The 19,044-nt window shown below is 73.1% G+C and carries 18 protein-coding genes and 1 tRNA gene; 8 read left to right on the top strand and 11 right to left on the bottom strand.

Annotated elements, in window-relative coordinates:
• Positions 1-309: 309 nt before the first annotated feature.
• Positions 310-393 (top strand) — tRNA-Leu (locus VKA29_RS00925).
• A gap of 203 nt (positions 394-596) precedes the next feature.
• Here VKA29_RS00925 and VKA29_RS00920 read toward each other — a convergent pair.
• Positions 597-1,010: a spore-associated protein A gene (locus tag VKA29_RS00920; RefSeq protein WP_324783158.1), complete on the bottom strand. Its 414-nt coding sequence runs from the start codon at positions 1,008-1,010 to the stop codon at positions 597-599.
• Positions 1,011-1,721: 711 nt separating this feature from the next.
• Here VKA29_RS00920 and VKA29_RS00915 point away from each other — a divergent pair.
• Both VKA29_RS00915 and VKA29_RS00910 read left to right on the top strand, forming a co-directional pair.
• Positions 1,722-2,951 carry a 4-hydroxybenzoate 3-monooxygenase gene (locus VKA29_RS00915; RefSeq protein WP_324783157.1) on the top strand — a complete coding sequence of 410 codons (1,230 nt, stop codon included), beginning with the start codon at positions 1,722-1,724 and terminating at the stop codon, positions 2,949-2,951.
• A 203-nt stretch (positions 2,952-3,154) separates the two neighbouring features.
• Positions 3,155-4,066 (top strand): Bax inhibitor-1/YccA family protein, encoded by a 912-nt coding sequence (locus tag VKA29_RS00910; RefSeq protein ID WP_324783156.1) that lies wholly within the window; start codon positions 3,155-3,157, stop codon positions 4,064-4,066.
• Between the two features lie 178 nt (positions 4,067-4,244).
• On the opposite strand, the gene VKA29_RS00905 is transcribed toward VKA29_RS00910, so the two are convergent.
• A complete protein-coding gene (locus VKA29_RS00905; RefSeq protein WP_324783155.1) occupies positions 4,245-4,475 on the bottom strand; it encodes a DUF4287 domain-containing protein in 231 nt (76 codons plus the stop codon).
• Positions 4,476-4,579: 104 nt separating this feature from the next.
• On the opposite strand from VKA29_RS00905, the gene VKA29_RS00900 reads away from it, so the two are divergent.
• On the top strand, positions 4,580-4,891 hold the full coding sequence (locus tag VKA29_RS00900; RefSeq protein WP_324783154.1) for a hypothetical protein: 312 nt from the start codon (positions 4,580-4,582) through the stop codon (positions 4,889-4,891).
• A 32-nt stretch (positions 4,892-4,923) separates the two neighbouring features.
• Here the strand turns inward: VKA29_RS00900 and VKA29_RS00895 are convergent, their stop codons facing one another.
• The 3 genes from VKA29_RS00895 to VKA29_RS00885 form a co-directional block, all read right to left on the bottom strand.
• Positions 4,924-5,688 carry a hypothetical protein gene (locus tag VKA29_RS00895; RefSeq protein WP_324783153.1) on the bottom strand — a complete coding sequence of 255 codons (765 nt, stop codon included), beginning with the start codon at positions 5,686-5,688 and terminating at the stop codon, positions 4,924-4,926.
• Between the two features lie 284 nt (positions 5,689-5,972).
• Entirely contained in the window at positions 5,973-7,193 is a 1,221-nt protein-coding gene (locus VKA29_RS00890; RefSeq protein ID WP_324783152.1) for an acetyl-CoA C-acetyltransferase, read from the bottom strand.
• An 842-nt stretch (positions 7,194-8,035) separates the two neighbouring features.
• A complete protein-coding gene (locus tag VKA29_RS00885; RefSeq protein ID WP_324783151.1) occupies positions 8,036-9,061 on the bottom strand; it encodes an SGNH/GDSL hydrolase family protein in 1,026 nt (341 codons plus the stop codon).
• 161 nt (positions 9,062-9,222) lie between these two features.
• Here VKA29_RS00885 and VKA29_RS00880 point away from each other — a divergent pair, with 161 nt between their 5' ends.
• The gene (locus VKA29_RS00880; protein ID WP_324783150.1) at positions 9,223-10,611 is read left to right on the top strand and encodes a cystathionine beta-synthase; all 1,389 of its coding nucleotides are present in this window, start codon (positions 9,223-9,225) and stop codon (positions 10,609-10,611) included.
• A 392-nt stretch (positions 10,612-11,003) separates the two neighbouring features.
• Here VKA29_RS00880 and VKA29_RS00875 read toward each other — a convergent pair whose 3' ends face one another.
• Positions 11,004-11,432: a hypothetical protein gene (locus VKA29_RS00875; protein ID WP_324783149.1), complete on the bottom strand. Its 429-nt coding sequence runs from the start codon at positions 11,430-11,432 to the stop codon at positions 11,004-11,006.
• A 184-nt stretch (positions 11,433-11,616) separates the two neighbouring features.
• Between VKA29_RS00875 and VKA29_RS00870 the strand changes: the two genes are divergently transcribed.
• Positions 11,617-12,507 carry a MurR/RpiR family transcriptional regulator gene (locus tag VKA29_RS00870; protein ID WP_324783148.1) on the top strand — a complete coding sequence of 297 codons (891 nt, stop codon included), beginning with the start codon at positions 11,617-11,619 and terminating at the stop codon, positions 12,505-12,507.
• Positions 12,508-12,646: 139 nt separating this feature from the next.
• Entirely contained in the window at positions 12,647-13,201 is a 555-nt protein-coding gene (locus VKA29_RS00865) for a hypothetical protein (protein WP_420718422.1), read from the top strand.
• Between the two features lie 11 nt (positions 13,202-13,212).
• Here VKA29_RS00865 and VKA29_RS00860 read toward each other — a convergent pair whose 3' ends face one another.
• From VKA29_RS00860 to VKA29_RS00840, 5 genes are all read right to left on the bottom strand, one after another.
• Positions 13,213-13,587 carry a hypothetical protein gene (locus tag VKA29_RS00860; protein ID WP_324783146.1) on the bottom strand — a complete coding sequence of 125 codons (375 nt, stop codon included), beginning with the start codon at positions 13,585-13,587 and terminating at the stop codon, positions 13,213-13,215.
• A 19-nt stretch (positions 13,588-13,606) separates the two neighbouring features.
• Positions 13,607-14,128: a roadblock/LC7 domain-containing protein gene (locus tag VKA29_RS00855; protein WP_324783145.1), complete on the bottom strand. Its 522-nt coding sequence runs from the start codon at positions 14,126-14,128 to the stop codon at positions 13,607-13,609.
• Between the two features lie 13 nt (positions 14,129-14,141).
• Complete coding sequence (locus tag VKA29_RS00850) at positions 14,142-15,089, bottom strand: transcriptional regulator (protein WP_324783144.1); 948 nt, start codon at positions 15,087-15,089, stop codon at positions 14,142-14,144.
• The gene (locus VKA29_RS00845; RefSeq protein ID WP_324783143.1) at positions 15,086-15,493 is read right to left on the bottom strand and encodes a hypothetical protein; all 408 of its coding nucleotides are present in this window, start codon (positions 15,491-15,493) and stop codon (positions 15,086-15,088) included. The genes VKA29_RS00850 and VKA29_RS00845 overlap by 4 nt, the downstream gene beginning before the upstream one ends.
• Before the next feature lie 179 nt (positions 15,494-15,672).
• The gene (locus tag VKA29_RS00840) at positions 15,673-17,121 is read right to left on the bottom strand and encodes a diaminopimelate decarboxylase (RefSeq protein WP_324783142.1); all 1,449 of its coding nucleotides are present in this window, start codon (positions 17,119-17,121) and stop codon (positions 15,673-15,675) included.
• Between the two features lie 127 nt (positions 17,122-17,248).
• Here VKA29_RS00840 and hutU point away from each other — a divergent pair, with 127 nt between their 5' ends.
• Positions 17,249-18,913, top strand: a complete 1,665-nt coding sequence (gene hutU, locus VKA29_RS00835; protein ID WP_324783141.1) for a urocanate hydratase — start codon at positions 17,249-17,251, stop codon at positions 18,911-18,913.
• The last annotated feature ends 131 nt before the right edge of the window (positions 18,914-19,044 follow it).

Here is a 19,044-nt window from a genome sequence, read left to right as displayed (position 1 = left end):
GCTGTTCCGGTTGTCGGGGCAGACTCCGGTCGGACCCCCCGCCGCCGTGTCATACCTGGGGATGACGTCGCCCCTGACGAGCGCTGTCGTCGAGAACGGGTGGAGCACCCTCGTTCGGGCGGTGAAATTCCGTCATTCCGCATGCGTGGGCGGCTGTCGCCCGCAAGGCTATTGGCAAGTGCGGATGGCGTGTACCCGGGTCTGATGCTCCCTCAGACGCCAATAAAATAAGACAACATCGGTCTGTCCGACCGATGTTCGAGGGATGCATCCCGATAGGGTCGAACCTCGACGCGGAGCCCATGGCCTGCCCGGATGGTGGAATGCAGACACGGCGAGCTTAAACCTCGCTGCCCCTTCGCGGGCGTGCCGGTTCGAGTCCGGCTCCGGGCACTCACCGTTACGGCGACCGACCAGCTCATACGGCTGGTTGGCGCCGGCACAGCGCGTCGGACGGGCTGAGTCCCGCCCGTGTCCGCCGGACTTCCGGCACTTCCGTGCTCGCGGTCCCCGGCCTGAGATCGCACAGCGGCGAGGAGACGGTCGGCAGACCGCCTCCTCGCCGACCGGGTCGACGAGGCCGTTGCCCGGGCCGGTCAGCCGCAGTGGTCGTTGTAGTTGACGCGGGTGTAGTTGGACGCCGCGGCGCCGCCCCAGTCGATGCACGCGTTCTTGGCGTACACGTAGACGGGGCCCGCGTAGTACTTGTAGCTCCCGTGATCCACGGTGCCGGCCGGCCAAGAGGTGGAGGTGCTGTGGAGTCGCAGGCGGGCATCCAGGTACGCGGCGGTCCCCGGCGTGTCGCTCACGGTCACGACACAGTTGTAGCCGGTGGAGCTGTTGTAGGTCAGGAAGGTGTTGCCCTCGCCGACGTCCATCGAGTCGATCACGCCGTAGCCGGAACCACAGGCGCTGTTGTAGGAAGCCGCCTCGGCGGTGCCGACCGTGAGGGCCGTGCCGGCGGTGGTGAAGCCGAGGACCACTGCGACGGACGCGAGTCGTCTGGGCATACGCACGGGTGAACTCCTGTCGGTCTTGTTGCGGCGTCGAAGCTGACAGGCCCGTGGCGCGGGCCGTCGCCCGGGAGCGCGGCCGAGGGGTGGGCGCTGCGGTTCCCGGCCGTTTCCGGCTCCGGACCCGGCCGTGACGGCCCTTGCGGGTGCCGGTGACGGCCGTCGGTTCGGAGCCGTTCAAGATCGTGACATGACTCGATCAGTTGTCGGGGGCACGTGCGTGACGATGGCTGAATAGGCAGGAACGGTGGCCGATACATGCACGACCGCCGCGGATCGCACCGAACCCGGGGCGGCGTGACGGAGCCCGGCGGGGCGTGACGGAGCCCGGCGCGGCCCGGGATGGCGAGGTGCGGGGAACCGTGTAACATTGATCTTGAGCTGGTCGCCGCAACAGCGGTGATGCGGTTCTGCGTTGGTGGTCCAAGGAAAGACGCCCCACTTCCTGTGGGGAGATGCAGGTGCAAGGCCTGCCCGGCGCTCCGTCGAACGAGTCCCATCCCGTGCCGAACGGGATGGGACTCGTTCTTTTTCGCCCGGCCGGGCAACTCGCGCCGTGGCGCGCCGGACGGGCCGCGGCGGCATCGCCCGCCGTGGGCTTCACCGCGCGGCCGTTGACACCCGCTGGGCGCGGACGCAGACTCACGTCCGAGGCAGCGAAGGAAGTTTCACTTTACGAGCGCCCGAGCTCCCCGAAGGGAACGCCCGATGCGCACCACCGTCGGCATCATCGGTGCCGGTCCGGCCGGCCTCCTCCTCGCCCGCCTGCTGCACGTCGCCGGCATCGACGCGGTCGTCCTGGAGAGCCGCGACCGCGCCTACGTCGAGCGGCGCCAGCGCGCCGGGATCCTGGAGCAGGGCACGGTGGACGTGCTGCGCGCGGCGGGCGCCGGGGAACGCATGGACCGCGTGGGGCTGCGGCACGACGGCATCGAGCTGCGGTACGCGCGTCGGCGCCACCGCGTCGACTTCCCGGCCCTCACCGGCGGGAAGTCCGTGCTGGTCTACGCCCAGACCGAGGTCTGCAAGGACCTCATCGCCCTGCAGCTCGAGCAGGGCGGCCCGCTGCTGTTCGAGGCCGAGGCCCTCGCCGTGGAGGGCGCGGAGAGCGACCGCCCCCGCGTCCGGTTCCGGCACGAGGGGCGCGAGGACGTCCTGGAGTGCGACTACGTCGTCGGCTGCGACGGCTTCTGGGGCGTGGCGAGGAAGGCGGTCCCGGCCGGTGCGGCCCGGGTCTTCGAGCGGACGTACCCCTTCGGCTGGCTCGGCGTCCTGGCCGACGTGCCGCCCTCCCACGACGAGCTCGTCTACGCCCGCCACGACCGCGGCTTCGCCCTGCTGTCCATGCGCCCGCCGTCCGTCGGCCGCCGCCACCCCTCCGAGGAAGTCGCCTCGCTCCCCGTCGAATCCTTCGTCTCCCGCCTCTACCTCCAGGTGCCCGAGGGCACGGACGCCGAGGCGTGGAGCGACGAGCAGATCTGGGACGAGCTCGAGCGACGCTTCGAGACGGACGACGACTGGACCCTCCGGCGCGGCCCGATCACCCGGAAGTCGGTGACCGCCATGCGCTCCTTCGTGCACGAGCCCATGCGTCACGGCCGCCTGTTCCTGGCCGGCGACGCCGCGCACATCGTCCCGCCCACCGGAGCCAAGGGGCTCAACCTGGCCGTCGGCGACGTGGTCACCTTCGCGCGGGCGCTGACGCACCAGCGCGAGACGGGGTCCGCGGAACTTCTCGACGCGTACTCCGAGACCTGCCTGCGCCGCGTCTGGCAGGCCGAGCGGTTCTCCTACGACATGACCGTCCTGCTGCACCGTGCCCCCGACGCCACCCCCTTCGAGGACCGGCTCCAGCTCGCCCGCCTGGAACGGCTCACCTCCTCCCGGGCGGCCGAGGCCGATCTGGCGGAGGCGTACACGGGGTTCGCGTTCGGGTGACGTGCGGGCCGGATCTCCGCGCGGTTCCGGCCGTGTCGCAGATCGGTCATGAATGACACCCTCCGGTCGAGGGAATCAGGGATCCGCGTAGCGTGTTGCGCAGCATGACGAGGGAAAGATCCTCCCCAAGCATTAGGGTCAATCCTTTGCCTACCTATTACTCTTGAGCCAAGGCGCACGCACCGTGGCCATGGAGGAGTGAAATGAGGAGCAGAAACCCGGTCTTCTCGCGACGGGGGTTCAGCCGCGACAACGGCTACGCGGGATTCAACGCGGCGCCGCAGGCCGGGGGACCCGCTGTCGGCACGCAGGGCAACCCGTACGCTCAGCCGTCCGGCAACCCCTACGCGCAGAACCCGTACGCGCAGAACCCCTACGCCCAGCAGGACCTGCAGTACGGCGCCCCGCCGCAGGCCCCGGCCACCACCGCCGGCCGGATGACGATGGACGACGTCGTCATGCGCACGGCGTCCACGCTCGGTGTGCTGATCCTGACGGCCGCGCTGTCCTGGGCGCTGCTGCCGGTGGACGACGCCAACGTCTCCCGTTCCTACGGGCTCGGGATCGGCGCCGCGCTCATCGGCATGGTTCTGGCGTTCGTGCAGTCCTTCAAGCGCACGGCCTCGCCCGCACTGATCCTGTCGTACGCCGCGTTCGAGGGCGTGTTCCTCGGCGTCGTGTCCAACTACGTCGACAGCCGCATCGCGAGCGGTGCGGCGATGCAGGCGGTGATCGGCACGATGGCGGTGTTCGCCGCCGTACTGGTCGCCTACAAGGCGGGCTGGATCCGTGTCAACCGCCGCTTCTATGGCTTCGTGATGGCGGCCGGGCTCGGCTTCGTGCTGCTGATGACGGTGAACCTGCTGTTCGCGGTCTTCGGCGGCGGTGACGGCCTCGGCTTCCGCAGCGGCGCGCTCGGCGTGTTCTTCGGCATCGTCGGCGTCATCCTCGGCGCCTGCTTCCTCGCCCTGGACTTCAAGCAGGTCGAGGACGGCATCGCCTACGGCGCCCCGCGCCAGGAGGCGTGGCTCGCGGCCTTCGGGCTGACGCTGACGCTGGTGTGGATCTACCTGGAGTTCCTGCGTCTGATCGCGATCCTCAACAGCAACGACTAGCGGCGACCGACCGCGACGACCGGTCGGCGACGACCGGCCGGGCGGCCGACGAGAAGGGCTCCGGCGCACCGCCGGGGCCCTTCGTCGTGGTGCGGGCACTGCCGTGCGGACAGCGCCGGGCGGACGGTGCGCCGGGCGGACGGTGCCGCGCGGACAGTGCTGTGCGGACAGTGCGCGCCTAGAGGAGTTTGCGCGCGGCCCTCCTCAGGTCGTACTCGTGGACGATCGCCTTGGCGTGGCCGTACGCGAGATTGTGCTCGTGGCGGAGCCAGCTCACCTTCTCCTCGAAGCGGAAGAGAGCGGGTCCTTCTTCGACGGTGCGCAGCCAGTCGGAGATGGCACGACCGGTGCAGTGCGGGATGCGGGCGAGCAGATTGCGATGGGTCTCCTCGGAGAAGACTTGGGACATCGGCGCCTCCGTACGCAAAAGGGATGTAAGCCGGTCCTTCACGTCACCGTGCCTGAGCGTCGGCCTGTTGGCAACACTCGTGCGGGTCCGCGTACGCTCGGCCCGTGGTTGATACGACGCCCTTGACCCGAGCCGTTGATCACTTCGCCGACCGGTTGAGGGCCGCGCCGCAGAGCCGGTTGCAGCGGGGCGCCGCCGCCGAGGCGCTGCGGCTGGCCAGGGACCTGGCCCGGCGGGCGCAGCTGCTGGAGACTCCCGGGGCGGAGCCGCGCGAGATGCCGGACGCCGGGATGTTCGCCGCCGCCGACCAGATCACCGTCGCCGGACACGACCTGGCCCTCGTGCTCACGGACGAGGACCAGGTGGCGGAAGCGGTGCGGTGCGTGGCGCGGGCGCAGGAGCGGGCGGGGGTCTGACGGCCCGGCGGCATCCTGCCGGGACAGCACACCTAGAGGGACGCGATGACCCGGTCGGCCAGGATGTAGACGTTCTCCTCGCCGCAGGCGAACGTCAGCGTGTACGCGCCCGAGACACCCGAACCGCCCAGCAGCACCGGCGTCTGGCCGGCGCGCAGGGCCGCGGCCAGGCGCTCCGCCGTCTCGCGGTGGCCCGGGGTCATGCACAGGGTGGTGCCGTCGGCGAAGACGTAGACGTCGAGGGTGCCGAGCGGGCCCGGGCGGACGTCCGCCAGTTCGACCCGGGAGGCGGCCAGTTCCTCGAGGGTGGCCACGGTGCGCTCATGGTCGTTCCCGGTCGGTGACTGCACCGGGACGAAGTCGGGGTGGGAGGGGTGCCGGCGGCGGGCCGCGGCCAGTTCCGGCGACTCGTCGGTGTCGGCGGCCTGCTCGCTCACCGGCTCGAGGCCCACGAAGTCCGCCTGGCGGGGCAGGAACAGCTCGCTGTCGGGCAGGCCCAGCAGCGAGGGGGCCTCGGAGGCGTCACGGGCCTCCTGGGCGGCCCAGAAGGCACGCGCCTCGGCCAGTTCCCGCTCGCGTTCCTCGGCGAGCGCCTCGGCCACGGCGGCGCGTATCTCGTCGGTCTCGGCGGACGGACGCGCGGCGGGCACCAGACCGCGTGCGGCGCGGTGCTCCACGAGGTCGGTGTGCAGCGCCGCGACCTCACGGCGCAGCACCACGAGGGTGCGCAGGACGGCGACGCCCACGGCGCCTGTGGCGGCCGTGGTGAGCAGCAAAGCGATCGGCATGGCGCTCACTGACGTACTCCCGGTTCAAAGTCGACCCCCGACTTCCTACAACAGCTTGAAGGGCGGACGAACCGCCTGTCAGTGCGTAACGTCACGAAACGGGCGTGGAAGTGGGCCTGGGGTTCGCTGGTGGGGTGGCGCTGACCTGCGTTGTTGTCTTCGTAAGGGAGATAGGTCACATCCTGGGGGAGATTGGATCACAAAACGGCCCGGAGTTCAGTTGCTTCCCGAACTCCGGGCCGGAGGCTCACGGTGGGTCCCGCGGCGGTCACGCAGCGGGACCCGTCGGGGGGTCAGCTGAGGCGCTCGATGACCATCGCCATGCCCTGGCCGCCGCCGACGCACATCGTCTCCAGGCCGAACTGCTTGTCGTGGAACTGGAGGGAGTTGATGAGCGTGCCGGTGATGCGGGCGCCGGTCATGCCGAAGGGGTGGCCGACGGCGATGGCGCCGCCGTTGACGTTCAGCTTCTCCAGCGGGATGCCCAGGTCGCGGTAGGAGGGGATCACCTGGGCGGCGAACGCCTCGTTGATCTCGACCAGGTCGATGTCGTCGATGGTCAGGCCGGCCCGCCGCAGGGCCTGCTGCGAGGCCTCCACCGGACCGAGGCCCATGATCTCCGGGGAGAGGGCGGAGACGCCGGTCGAGACGATGCGGGCGAGCGGGGTCAGGCCGAGCTCGCGTGCCTTGGTGTCGCTCATGACGATCACCGCGGCGGCGCCGTCGTTCAGCGGGCAGCAGTTGGCGGCGGTGACCATGCCGTCGGGGCGGAAGACCGGCTTCAGTCCGGCGACGCCCTCCATGGTGACGCCGGCGCGCGGGCCGTCGTCCTTGGAGACGACCGTGCCGTCGGGGAGGGTCACCGGGGTGATCTCGCGGTCCCAGAAGCCGTTCTTGATGGCCTCCTCGGCGAGGTTCTGCGAGCGGACGCCGAACTCGTCCATCTCCTGGCGGGTGACGCCCTTGAGACGGGCGAGGTTCTCCGCCGTCTGGCCCATCGCGATGTAGGCGTCCGGGACCAGGCCGTCCTCGCGCGGGTCGTGCCAGGTGGTGCCCTCCTGCTCGGCCACGGCGGCGGTGCGGGCCTCGGCCTCGGCGAAGAACGGGTTGTGGGTGTCCGGGAGGCTGTCGGAGTTGCCCTTGACGAAACGGGACACCGTCTCGACGCCGGCCGAGATGAAGACGTCGCCCTCGCCGGCCTTGATGGCGTGCAGGGCCATGCGGCTGGTCTGCAGCGACGAGGAGCAGTAACGGGTGATCGTGCAGCCCGGCAGGTGGTCCATGCCCATCTGCACGGCGACGATCCGGCCGAGGTTGTTGCCCTGCTCGCCGCCGGGCAGACCGCAGCCGAGCATCAGGTCGTCGATGTCCCTGGGGTCCAGCTCGGGGACCTTGGCGAGGGCGGCCTGGATGATGGTGGCGGTCAGGTCGTCGGGGCGCAGGTCCTTCAGGGAGCCCTTGAAGGCGCGGCCGATGGGGGAGCGGGCGGTCGAGACGATCACGGCTTCGGGCATCACGGCTCCAGAAGAAGGTGCGGCAGGGCTGTCTGGGAAGTTACCCGTACGTATGGTCCCGGTCACGCCGTCGGCGGTGTGACCCTGGCCGCAATTTTCTAAGCGCTTGCTTTGTGTGCGCCCGCTCACCCCCCGAACACACCGGCCCCGGCCCGCGTCGGCAGGGCGCCGCCCCCCGGCGCGTCGGCGCGGGACCGGGCCGGGGCGTGGGTGCGGGACCGGGCCGGGGCGTGGGTGCGGGACCGGGCCGGGGCGTGGGTGCGGGACCGGGCCGGGGCGCGGTGCGGGGCCGGCTGCGGGGAGGCAGGCGGACGGGCGAACGGGCGCCGGGTGCGAGCGCACGCTCCGGCCCGCACGCGTGTTCCCCGGCGTCCGTCGTGCGGGCACGCGCCCCTTCGCACGCCGGGCGGACCGGCGGGTGTGCCCGGCAGCCGGGGCCCGGCGCATGGCCGTCCGGGCCGGCGGCTGCCCGGACGGCTCCGGTGCGGACGGCTCCGGTGCGGGCCGCTACCGGTGGCGGGCGCGCGGCGCACGCCCCGGGCACGTCCGGGTGGGCCGGCGCTGTCTTCGGGCGCCGGTGGGCCGGCAGGCGTGGCCGGCCCCGGTGGGGCCCGGTCGGGCCGCTCGGGCGGGTGGGTTGTGGTCGTGCGGCGGGACCGGGTGGGGCCGGTGCCCGTGGTGTGCGCGGGCCGCGGGCACGCCTCGGGTGCGCCGGGCCGTGGCGCACGCGCTCGGGTGCGGGTGCGGGTGCCCGGCTGTCGGTGTTCGCGGCGGGCGCGGTCGGTCGCCGGTGGTCGCCGGTGGTCGCCGGTCGCCCGGGCGGGCGGTTGCGGGCGGTGGGGTCAGACTCCGGTCGGGGTGGTGGGTTCCGGTTCGGTGAGGCGGCGGCGCTTGCGGCGCTTGAGGAGTGCCCAGGGGCGGCCGCGGGGGCCGCTGGGGAGGGCCGCCGTGACCTCCGTACCGGCGTCCGAGGCGGCCTCCGCGGCGGCCCGTGCCACCGGCAGGAAGCCCTCGTGGCGGAAGGCGTCCGGGCGTTCCTCCTCGGCCGGCCACAGGCCCAGCGCCGCGCACACCGTCGGCAGGACGGCCATCGCGGCGGTCGCGTAGCCCTCCGCCGAGGGGTGGTAGTTGTCGGGGCCGAACAGCTCGCGCGGGTTGGCCTCGAACTCGGGGCCCAGCAGGTCGCCCAGCGACACGGTGCGGCCGCCCTGTTCGACGACCCCGATCGTCTGGGCGGCGGCCAGCTGGCGGGAGGTCCGGCGGGCCAGCCAGCGCAGCGGCTGCTGCACCGGCTCGATGGTGCCGAGGTCGGGGCAGGTGCCGACCACCACCTCCGCGCCGGCCGTGCGCAGCCGCCGTACCGCGCAGGCGAGATGGCGGACCGAGCGGGTCGGCGGCATGCGGTGGGTCACGTCGTTCGCGCCGATCATGATCACGCAGACGTCCGGCACCAGGGCGGGGTCGGTGAGCACCAGCGACACCTGACGGTCGAGGTCGTCGGAGCAGGCGCCGGGCAGGGCCACGTTGTGCAGCCGCACCGGGCGTTCCGCCACCGCCGACAGGCCCGAGGCCAGCAGCGCGCCCGGGGTCTGCCCGGCGCGGTGGACGCCCTGCCCCGCGGCCGTGGAGTCGCCGAGCATGGTCAGCCGCAGGGGAGGTTCGTCGGGGACGGTGTACGCGGTGCCGTACAGACCGTCCGCCACCGGGACGCGGCCGCTCGTACCGTTGCCCACGTGCCGCCTGGCCAACTGCATCTCGGCCAGCAGCAGCCCTACGGCCGCCGCGCCGGCCAGTCCGATGCCGCCACCGCCGTACGCGGCGCCGGCCGCGATCCGCCGGGCCACCCTCGCCCTCGACATGCTCGTCATGCCTTGCCGCCACCTCCTCGAGAAGCCGTACACCCACTCCTTGCCCCGTACGGACCGTGGGCCAATCCCGACCGGGAGTGAACGACCGCCGTGGTCCCCCGCCAGGCCATAGGCTGGCGGAACCACCACGACCACATCTTTTGCAGCATCCGGAGACAACGGTGCATTTCCACGACTCGATGATCAGCCTCGTCGGCAACACCCCGCTGCTGAGGCTCAACAGCGTGACCACGGGCATCAAGGCGACCGTCCTGGCCAAGGTCGAGTACTTCAACCCGGGCGGCTCCGTGAAGGACCGCATCGCCCTGCGCATGATCGAGGCGGCCGAGCAGAGCGGCGAGCTCAAGCCGGGCGGCACGATCGTCGAGCCGACCAGTGGGAACACCGGTGTCGGGCTGGCGATCGTGGCGCAGCAGAAGGGGTACAAGTGCATCTTCGTGTGCCCCGACAAGGTGAGCACCGACAAGATCAACGTCCTGCGGGCCTACGGCGCCGAGGTCGTCGTGTGCCCCACCGCCGTGGCTCCCGAGCACCCCGACTCCTACTACAACGTCTCCGACCGGCTGGTGCGGGAGACCCCCGGAGCCTGGAAGCCCGACCAGTACTCCAACCCCAACAACGCCCTCTCCCACTACCACTCCACCGGTCCCGAGCTGTGGGAGCAGACGGAGGGGAAGATCACCCACTTCGTGGCGGGCGTCGGCACCGGCGGCACCATCTCCGGCACCGGGCGCTACCTCAAGGACGTCAGCGACGGCCGGGTGAAGGTCATCGGCGCCGACCCCGAGGGCTCGGTGTACTCCGGCGGCTCGGGACGGCCGTACCTCGTCGAGGGCGTCGGTGAGGACTTCTGGCCGTCCGCCTACGACCGGACCGTCGCCGACGAGATCGTCGCCGTGTCGGACAAGGACTCCTTCCAGATGACCCGGCGCCTGGCCAGGGAGGAGGGCCTGCTCGTCGGCGGCTCCTGCGGCATGGCGGTCGTGGCGGCGCTGCGGGTCGCCGAGCGGCTCGGACCGGACGACGTCGTCGTGGTGCTGCTGCCGGACAGCGGCCGTGGCTACCTCAGCAAGATCTTCAACGACGAGTGGATGGCCGACTACGGCTTCCTGGAGGACGAGGGCCCGAGCGCCCGCGTCGGCGCCGTGCTCGATGACAAGGAGCACGGCGCCATCCCGTCCCTCGTCCACATGCACCCGGACGAGACCGTCGGCCAGGCCATCGAGGTCCTGCGCGAGTACGGCGTCTCGCAGATGCCGATCGTGAAGCCGGGCGCCGGTCACCCGGACGTCATGGCCGCCGAGGTCGTCGGCTCCGTCGTCGAACGGGAACTGCTCGACGCCCTGTTCACCAAGCGGGCCTCCCTCGACGACCCGCTGGAGAAGCACATGTCCGCGCCGCTGCCGCAGGTCGGCTCCGGCGAGCCGGTCGCCGACCTGATGGCCGTGCTCGGCGAGGCGGACGCGGCGATCGTCCTCGTCGAGGGCAAGCCGACCGGTGTGGTCAGCCGGCAGGACCTGCTGGCCTTCCTCGCGAAGAACGGGAAGTAGCGGCAGACGTCCGGTGAACGGCCGGTGCGGGCGCCGGCCCGGCGGCGGTCGACCACCTTCGTGGACTTCGTGAAAGTGGTACGAGCGCGTCACGTCCGCGCAGCACCCGCTTAACACGCGTCCGGCACATTGGTGGGTGTCGGCAGGGCGATGGAGATACCTCCCAGGCGTTGAGCACTGGGGGAGGCTCCCCGCCCCGGCCGGCGCCGAACGTCCAAGGACCTCCGGAGCGGCTCCCGGACCTCCATGGACGCCACGGACGCGCAGCCCGGCCTGACCCGGCCCGCGTCCCTCGCGGGGACCGCCGTCGTCCCGCCCCCCGGCAACGGGGGTGCGGCGGTCCCCGCGCACACCTCTTCTACGCGCGTCCACCGCCCGGTGGCCGCGGGCGCTCACTCCTCCCAGCCGCCGCCGTCCTCGGCGCCCTTGCGCCGGCGGCCGAAGAGGTGGGGGTTGGCGCGCGCCGCCTGGAAGGCGTTGACGCCGACGATGCCCGCCCAGGCGACGAGCAGGCCGGGCAGACGGGCGACACCGCCGCCGATGGCGGACAGCGGGATCGCCAGCACCAGCGTGACGATGCCGAAGCCGAACCGCTCCCCCCAGGAGTCGGTGGGCTTCGGCGTCCGGGCGCCCCGCGCCACCACCATCTGCTGCTCGGCCAGCTGCCGGCGCACCCGGCGCTCGACGGCGCCGTCGATACGCTGGTCGACCTTCTCCAGGAACGAGTCGACCAGCGCGGACTCGTACTCCTCGCCCAGTTCCCTGCGGGCCCGCAGGGTGGCGTCGAGTTCCTTCTTGAGTTCGGTGTCGCGCGTGTCCATCCCCGTCTCCTCTTCCCGCCGGCCTTCCCGTCGACGGGATCCACGGTAGGCAGGCGCCGGTCCCGCCGCACTGGGGACAGCCCCCCGGTCTGCGGGGGGTCCACCGGTCGCCCTGCATAGCGTCATGCAGGGTTCCTACTATCTGAATAGGGTGGGGCCGGTCGATCTCTGGAGGGAGCGGGGCATGAGCGCACGGACCACGGGGGTGGCCGACAGTCCGGCCGCCCGGACCGCCGGAGCGGCCGACAGCCCGGCCGCACGGCTGCAGGCGCTGTTCGAGGGGCACCGGCTGACGCCGACGCAGCGGCGCATCGCGCACAGCATGGTCCGGCGAGCCGCCGACGTCCCGTTCCTGTCCAGCGTGGAGCTGGCCGAACTGGCCGGGGTCAGCCAGCCGTCCGTGACCCGTTTCGCCGTCGCCCTCGGCTTCGACGGCTACCCGGCACTGCGCCGGTACCTGCGCGAGGTCGCGCCCGCCGAGCCGGCCGCCGAGGCGGGCCCCTACAACGCCTACCAGCAGGCCGTGGAGGCCGAGATCGAGAACCTCCGGCACCTCGCCGAGGTGCTGGCCGACCCGCGGCCCGTGCAGCGGGCCGGGCGGATCCTCGCCGCATCGCGGCCGCTGCCCGTGCTGGGCCTGCGGGCCGCCGCCTCCCAGGCCCACGGCTTCGCCTACTTCGCCGCCAAGGTTCATCCGGACGTCCGGCTGCTCAACGAGGGCGGCACGATGATCCAGGACCGCATCGAGGCGGCCGTGCGCGCCGGGGCCGGCGCGCTGCTGTGCTTCGCCCTGCCCCGGCATCCGCGCGAGGTCGTGGACACGCTGACGTTCGCCAGGGAGTCCGGGCTGACCGTCGTCACCGTCGCCGACTCGGCCTTCGCGCCGGTCGCCAAGGTGTCCGACCTGCTGCTGCCGGCCCCGGTCGGCACGGGCCTCGCCTTCGACACCGCCTGCGCGCCGATGCTGCTGGGCCGGGTGCTGCTGGAGGCGATGTGCGACGACCTGCCCGAGGCGCAGGCCCGCCTGGAGGAGTTCGACGCGCGCGCGGCGACCCGGGGACTGTTCGTCGAGTAGACGGGCGCGGCCGGACGCGGCGTTCCTCAGACTCGTCTCACCTTCGCTCGCTAATCTGCCCGCCGGACAAGCACTGTGCTGGACGACGAGGAGGGTGAACGTGGCACGCGGAGATCGTCGGGCGTACGGCCTGGCTCGGGTGGCCGTCGTGGTACGTGCGGGGGCGGCGCCCCTGTGGTGGCTCGGAGTGTTCTCGGCGGGCGCCGGGCTGCTGGCGCCGGGGCTGACCGGACGCCGGATCGGCGTCCTGGCCGGGGCGGCGCTGTTCATCGTCGCGGCGGCCGTGGTGGCGTGCGCCCGGCGCGAGCGCTACGCCGGGCTCGCCCGCTCCGCCGTCCGCGCCGGCAAGCACGACGTGCTGCAGGACCGTGCGGTGAGCGTGCGCAACTGGCGCCGCGGACACCGCTGGTGGCTGCTGCTCGGCTTCGCCGTCGCGCTCGGCGGGTCCTTCGCCGTGCCCGCCGCGGGCGGCATGCTGCTCGCCGGGTGCGGCGTCGGGCTGCGGCTGAAGGCGGCCTGGCTCGGGCGGCTGGAGAGGGCCGGGGACGCCCTGCTGTGGGTGCGGGTCGACCGGCTCGCCGCGAACGGCGGCCGTCCGGCCGGCCAGGCGGTCGAGGAGTACCGCAGCACGGGCATCGCGGCGGGCGACGCGGCCCCGGGCGGGGCGCGGCGCCGCACCGCGGCGCTCGTCTGAGGGGCGGGCGGTCAGACCTCCAGCTCCTCCTCGATCCTCTTCAGCTGGTGGCGGGCCATCGCCAGGTTGGCCCGCTTGCCGTCGAGCACCAGGTAGAGGAAGAGACCGTTGCCGCCGCGGCCGCTGAGCAGGCGGATCAGGTGGTACTGGTCGGACAGCGTGATCAGGATGTCCTCGATCTGGCCCTTGAGCCCCAGGTGCTCCATCGTGCGCATCTTGGCGCGGACGACATCGGTGTTGCCGGCGGCGGCGACGTTGAGGTCGAAGCTCTTGCCGCCGCCCATCGTGCCGAGTGCCATGCCGCTGGTGTAGTCGACGAGCGCGACGCCGGTCGCGCCCTCGATGGAGGCGAGCGCTTCCTTCAGCGCGGTCTCGGTGTTGGCCATGACTGTGGTTCCTCTCGGTTCAACTGTGCGTGTCGGTAACCGGGTTGTGCGTGTCGGTAACGGGGTCGGTGGTCGTCGGGCGGGGTGCGCGCGCGGTTCCGGTCCGGGCGCCGGCGCCCTTGGCGGCGGTCTTCGCGGCCCTGGCCTGCCGCGCGGACGCCGTGCCCGCCCGGCGTTCCTCCAGGAGTTCGCCGATGCGGGCGCCGGCTCGGCGGCCCTCCAGCAGGAGGCGGCCGACGTTGACGCGGTCCTGGGCGAGCAGGGTCAGTACGGCGGTGGCGCCGGCCGCGTACGTGGCGACGTAGCCGTACCGGCCGCGCACCAGCAGTTCGCGGAAGTCGCCCTGCCCCGTCGCGTCCGCCAGCTTCACCGCGAGGCCGTGCGCGCTCGTGATCAGCACGGCCACGTCCTCCGGTGCCACGCCGGGGGTGTCCTGGGCGAGGACGACGCCGTCGGCGCCGGTCGCGAGGGCGCCGGTGAGCTGGGGCACTCGGGCCCGCAGACGGCGCAGCTCGTCGAGGACGTCTGGGTCGGCAGCCATCCGGGGTCTCCTCTCAAAGGGCCTCCAGCGCATCCCTGAGCCTCTTCAGCAAGGTGATATGGGGGTCGGTCGACAAGTGCGCCGGCAGCGGGCCGGCGAGGTCGGGGGGCGGTTCGCCGCCGGGGGCGGGACCGCGGCCGGGCGCGGGAGCGGGGGAGGTGGCCGGAGCGGAGCCGGTCGCGGGGGCGGGCGCGGGGGCGGGCGCGGGGGCGGGCGCGGGGGCGGTCCCGCGGCCGGTGGTGGGGCCGCGTACGACTCCGGCCGCGGTCAGCCGCCGTACGTCCACCAGCGTGTGGAAGGCCGGCCGGCCGAGCTCCCGGGCGATGTCCGTGGCCGTGCGGACGCCGTTCACCCGGTCCAGTACCGCCCGCTGGCGGCGGGTGAGGGCGGGGGCCGCGGCGAGGCCGGTGCGCAGCAGCGGGACGTCGTCCGTGCGCGGATCCGGCCAGATGCGGTGCAGCAGGTCGCGGCGGCGCAGGGTCTCGCGCTCCACGGCCTCCACGGGGACGGGGCGCACGGCCCCGGGCCGGACGGCGTCGCCGTAGCGGAACCGGCCGGGGGTGCTGCTGGGTGCCAGGGCGAAGAACGCCGCGTCGTACAGGGCGGCCAGGTGGCACATCTCCAGCGTGCCGAAGGGGAGCCGGCCGCTGTCGGCCAGCGCGCGGGCGGTGTGCAGGCGGTCGCCGCCGGCCGCGGCGAGCGCCTGCCGCCAGGTGCCTGCGGCGAGCGTGCCGTGGGCGGTGAGCAGGACGTCCAGTCCGGGCGCCGCCGGGCTCTCGGCGTCCACCACCAGGCCCTCCGCGAGGTGGAGCGTGCCGCGCTCGCGGACCAGGACGCCGGTGGCCCGCTCGGCGGCGAGCCGGGTCAGCATGGGGGAGACCCCGACCCGGCCGCGCTCGCGTGCCTCCGCCCACTGCCGCACGGGCAGTCTCGGGGGTTCGGTCGTCCCGACGACGGTCATGCCAGCACCAGCCGTTCGGCCATCTCGCCCAGGCGGATGCGGGCCAGCGCCAGGTTGCCCTCCGCGCGGGCCAGCCACAGGTGCAGCACCACGCTGCCGTCGAAGGACGTCCCCACGAACCGCAGCACGTGGTAGCTGTCCCGGTTGCTGAGAATGAGGTCCTCGACCGGCGGATCGACGTCCGCGCCCGCGGCGCCGTCGGGACCGTCGGCGGGCGCGAAGACGTGCTGCTCCGCGGCGAGGCGGGCGATCTCGGCGGCCTCGGTGGCGGCCGCCTCGTGATCGCCCCCCGGCGACTCGCCCACGCTGCCCAGGGCAAGCCCGCTGATCCAGTCGACCAGTGCGGCGCCCCGGGCACCGGGCAGTCGCATGGCTTCCAGCAGGCACTCGTCGATTCCGGGCACCGTGGCTCCCCTCCCGCCTGGGGTTCGGCTGAGTGACGCCGAAACTACGCAACGTGTGCGCGACGGGTGAGGCTTCCGGCATTTTCCGGCGGAACATGCTCCGGACCACTAGGGTGGGACGATTTTCCAGGTCGCGAAAACCCCCGAAATCAAGGGGAGTGCAGAGTCGCGGCCATGCGTCAACGGCGACTGGAAGCGCCCAGGGTGGTGAGCGAACCGGCGTGCGCCCCTCCCGACTCGGCGACCACCTCGGCCAGGCTCTGCTCCTCCCGCACGGTCGCGAAGGCGACGCCGCCGCGGCCGTCCGGGGCGAAGCCGTGGATCGCGGGCCGGACCAGGGAGTTGTAGGCGTAGTGGTGCGCGAAGTAGTACGCGCCGGTGTCCAGCGCCGCCACGTGGTCGCCCTGTTCGAGCAGCGGGAGGGGACGGGCCTCGGCGAGCAGGTCGCCCGCGAAGCACGCCGGGCCGGCGACGTCCTGCACGACCGGCGGCCCCTGCTTCGGCCGCCCCTCGGCGTCGTACGCGGCGACGCGCAGCGGCCAGGCCCCCGGCACGTACACCGTCCGCGTCGCCACCTGCACGCCCGCGTGGGTCACCGCGACCGGCCGCCCGCCGGCGCTCTTGGCGTACTCCACCCGCGCCACCACCGTGCCGTGCTTGGCCAGCAGCGACCGCCCGAACTCGGTGACCAGCCCGTACCGTCCGTCGAACAGCCCCGGCACCGTCTCCCGCAGCAGCCGCGCGTACTGCGCGTACGTCGGTGTCGTCGCGTCCGAGGCGAAGTTCACCGGCAGGCCGCCGCCGATGTCGATCGTGTCGACCTGCCGCCGCCCGACGTGCCGGTTGATCTCCTCGGCGAGCGCGTACGTCTCGGCCACGCCCCGCGCCATCAGCGGCAGCGGGACGCCCTGCGACCCGGTGTGCGCGTGCAGCCGGGTCAGCCACGGCCGCTCGGCGTACGCCCGCACCACCCAGGCGCGCGCCCCCTCGTCGCGCAGCGCCACACCGAACTTCGAGGTCTCGGTGGCCGTCGACAGCGCCTCGATGGCGCCCCCGCCGACCTGCGGGTTCACCCGGAGCCCGAGCGGTGAGCGGCCGGCGGCGGACCCGATCAGGCCGTCGATGCGCGCCAGCTCCTGCGGATTGTCGGCGTTCACCGCGATCCCCAGCTCCAGCGCCTCGCGCAGCTCGGCCGGCGTCTTGGCGGGCGAGTCGAGGACCGTCCGGCCGGGCGGCACCCCGGCCGCCTGCGCGAGCGCCAGCTCGCCCGGGCTCGCCACCTCCGCGCCGATGCCCTCCTCGTGCAGCAGCCGCAGCACCGGCACCAGCGGGGTCGCCTTCACGGCGAAGGCGTGCAGCACCGGTGTGCCGGGGGCCACGACCGCCTCGAACGCGGCCCGCAGCCGCGCCGCCGACTCCCGGATGCCCGTGACGTCCAGGAGACCGACGATGGGGGTGGCGGGCCCGAGCAGCCCCTGCTCCACGGCGGCCCGCACGGCCTCGTCGCGGCGGGCGGCCCGGTCGTCGTGGGCGCCGTCGTCGTGCCGGGCGGCCCGGTCCTCGTGGCGGTCGTCGTCCCTGTCGCTCCGGCTCACCGCGGTCCCCGTCCCGTCGTCACCCATGGCCATGGGTCCAGCGAAACACCCGCGGCCCCGGCGCGCTGGCCCCTGGACGTATTGACTAGCTCTATTCAGAAAGTCAGGATGTGAATAACTGCAGTATGAATCCGGTCGCGATCCGCCAGGAGGCAGCCCCATGTCAGGACCCCGCCCCGTACGATCCCCCCGCGGTACGGAACTCAGCGCCCTGGGCTGGCAGCAGGAAGCCGCTCTGCGGATGCTGCAGAACAACCTCGACCCCGAGGTCGCCGAGCACCCCGACAAGCTCGTCGTCTACGGCGGCACCGGCAAGGCGGCCCGCGACTGGCGCTCGTTCGACGCGATGGTCCGCACGCTGAAGACCCTCAAGCAGGACGAGACCATGCTGGTCCAGTCCGGCCGCCCGGTCGGCGTCATGCAGACCCACGAGTGGGCCCCGCGGGTCCTCATCGCCAACTCCAACCTGGTCGGCGACTGGGCCACCTGGGAGGAGTTCCGCCGGCTGGAGGCCCTCGGCCTGACCATGTACGGCCAGATGACCGCGGGATCCTGGATCTACATCGGCACCCAGGGCATCCTCCAGGGCACCTACGAGACGTTCGCCGCCGTCGCCGCGAAGAGGTTCGGCGGCACCCTCGCCGGGACGATCACCCTCACCGCCGGACTCGGCGGCATGGGCGGCGCCCAGCCGCTCGCCGTCACCATGAACGACGGCGTGGCGATCTGCGTCGACTGCGACCCGCGCGCCATCGAGCGCCGCATCGAGCACCGCTACCTCGACGTGCGGGCCGACTCCCTCGACCACGCCCTCCAACTGGCCGTCGAGGCCCGTGACGCCCGCCGCCCGCTGTCCATCGGCGTCCTGGGCAACGCCGCCGAGCTCGTCCCGCAGCTCCTCGCCATGGGCGCCCCCGTCGACATCGTGACCGACCAGACCTCGGCCCACGACCCGCTGGCCTACCTGCCGCTCGGCGTCGCCTTCGAGGACATGGCCGAGGCCGCCGCCAAGGACCCGGCCGGGTTCACCACCCGCGCCCGCGAGTCGATGGCCCGGCACGTGGAGGCCATGGTCGGCTTCATGGACGCCGGCGCCGAGGTGTTCGACTACGGCAACTCCATCCGTGGTGAGGCGAAACTCGCCGGGTACGACCGGGCGTTCGCCTTCCCCGGCTTCGTCCCCGCCTACATCCGCCCGCTGTTCTGCGAGGGCAAGGGCCCGTTCCGCTGGGCCGCGCTGTCGGGCGACCCGGCCGACATCGCCAAGACCGACCGGGCGATCCTGGAGCTCTTCCCCGAGAACGAGTCCCTCGCCCGGTGGATCCGGATGGCGGGGGAGCGGGTCCACTTCCAGGGCCTGCCCGCCCGCATCTGCTGGCTCGGCTACGGCGAGCGGGACAAGGCCGGCGAGCGCTTCAACGACATGGTGGCGAGCGGAGAACTGGCCGCGCCGGTCGTCATCGGGCGCGACCACCTCGACTGCGGCTCGGTGGCCTCCCCCTACCGGGAGACCGAGGCGATGCTCGACGGGTCCGACGCGATCGCCGACTGGCCGCTGCTCAACGCCATGGTCAACGTGGCCTCGGGTGCCTCCTGGGTGTCCGTCCACCACGGCGGCGGCGTCGGTATGGGCCGGTCGATCCACGCCGGGCAGGTGACGGTGGCCGACGGCACGCCGCTGGCCGGGGAGAAGATCCGCCGTGTGCTCACCAACGACCCCGGCATGGGCGTCGTCCGGCACGTGGACGCGGGCTACGACAGCGCGGAGTCGGTCGCCCAGGAGCGCGGCGTGCGCATCCCGATGCGCGAGGGTGACGAGGCGTGAAGCGGCACGAGGGTGTGAGCCGGTTCGAGGACGCGGACAGGTACGCGGGCGGAACCGGCGCGCCATCGGCGGAAGCCGGGGCCCCGGCGCCGCCCGCCCCGGGCGCCGCCCCGGCCACCGCACAGGCCGCC

This window comes from Streptomyces sp. H51 (assembly GCF_035656535.1).
GTDB lineage: Bacteria > Actinomycetota > Actinomycetes > Streptomycetales > Streptomycetaceae > Streptomyces.
Note: the sequence above shows the minus strand (reverse complement) of the source record. Positions and strands in the feature narration are given on the sequence as shown.

What these genes read in the sequence shown, in the direction of transcription:
- VKA29_RS00920 (WP_324783158.1), bottom strand. Translation starts at nt 1,010, where the DNA reads ATGCCCAGACGACTCGCGTCCGTCGCAGTGGTCCTCGGCTTCACCACC.
- VKA29_RS00915 (WP_324783157.1), top strand. Translation starts at nt 1,722, where the DNA reads ATGCGCACCACCGTCGGCATCATCGGTGCCGGTCCGGCCGGCCTCCTC.
- VKA29_RS00910 (WP_324783156.1), top strand. Translation starts at nt 3,155, where the DNA reads ATGAGGAGCAGAAACCCGGTCTTCTCGCGACGGGGGTTCAGCCGCGAC.
- VKA29_RS00905 (WP_324783155.1), bottom strand. Translation starts at nt 4,475, where the DNA reads ATGTCCCAAGTCTTCTCCGAGGAGACCCATCGCAATCTGCTCGCCCGC.
- VKA29_RS00890 (WP_324783152.1), bottom strand. Translation starts at nt 7,193, where the DNA reads ATGCCCGAAGCCGTGATCGTCTCGACCGCCCGCTCCCCCATCGGCCGC.
- VKA29_RS00885 (WP_324783151.1), bottom strand. Translation starts at nt 9,061, where the DNA reads ATGACGAGCATGTCGAGGGCGAGGGTGGCCCGGCGGATCGCGGCCGGC.
- VKA29_RS00875 (WP_324783149.1), bottom strand. Translation starts at nt 11,432, where the DNA reads ATGGACACGCGCGACACCGAACTCAAGAAGGAACTCGACGCCACCCTG.
- VKA29_RS00870 (WP_324783148.1), top strand. Translation starts at nt 11,617, where the DNA reads ATGAGCGCACGGACCACGGGGGTGGCCGACAGTCCGGCCGCCCGGACC.
- VKA29_RS00860 (WP_324783146.1), bottom strand. Translation starts at nt 13,587, where the DNA reads ATGGCCAACACCGAGACCGCGCTGAAGGAAGCGCTCGCCTCCATCGAG.
- VKA29_RS00855 (WP_324783145.1), bottom strand. Translation starts at nt 14,128, where the DNA reads ATGGCTGCCGACCCAGACGTCCTCGACGAGCTGCGCCGTCTGCGGGCC.
- VKA29_RS00850 (WP_324783144.1), bottom strand. Translation starts at nt 15,089, where the DNA reads ATGACCGTCGTCGGGACGACCGAACCCCCGAGACTGCCCGTGCGGCAG.
- VKA29_RS00840 (WP_324783142.1), bottom strand. Translation starts at nt 17,121, where the DNA reads ATGGCCATGGGTGACGACGGGACGGGGACCGCGGTGAGCCGGAGCGAC.
- hutU (WP_324783141.1), top strand. Translation starts at nt 17,249, where the DNA reads ATGTCAGGACCCCGCCCCGTACGATCCCCCCGCGGTACGGAACTCAGC.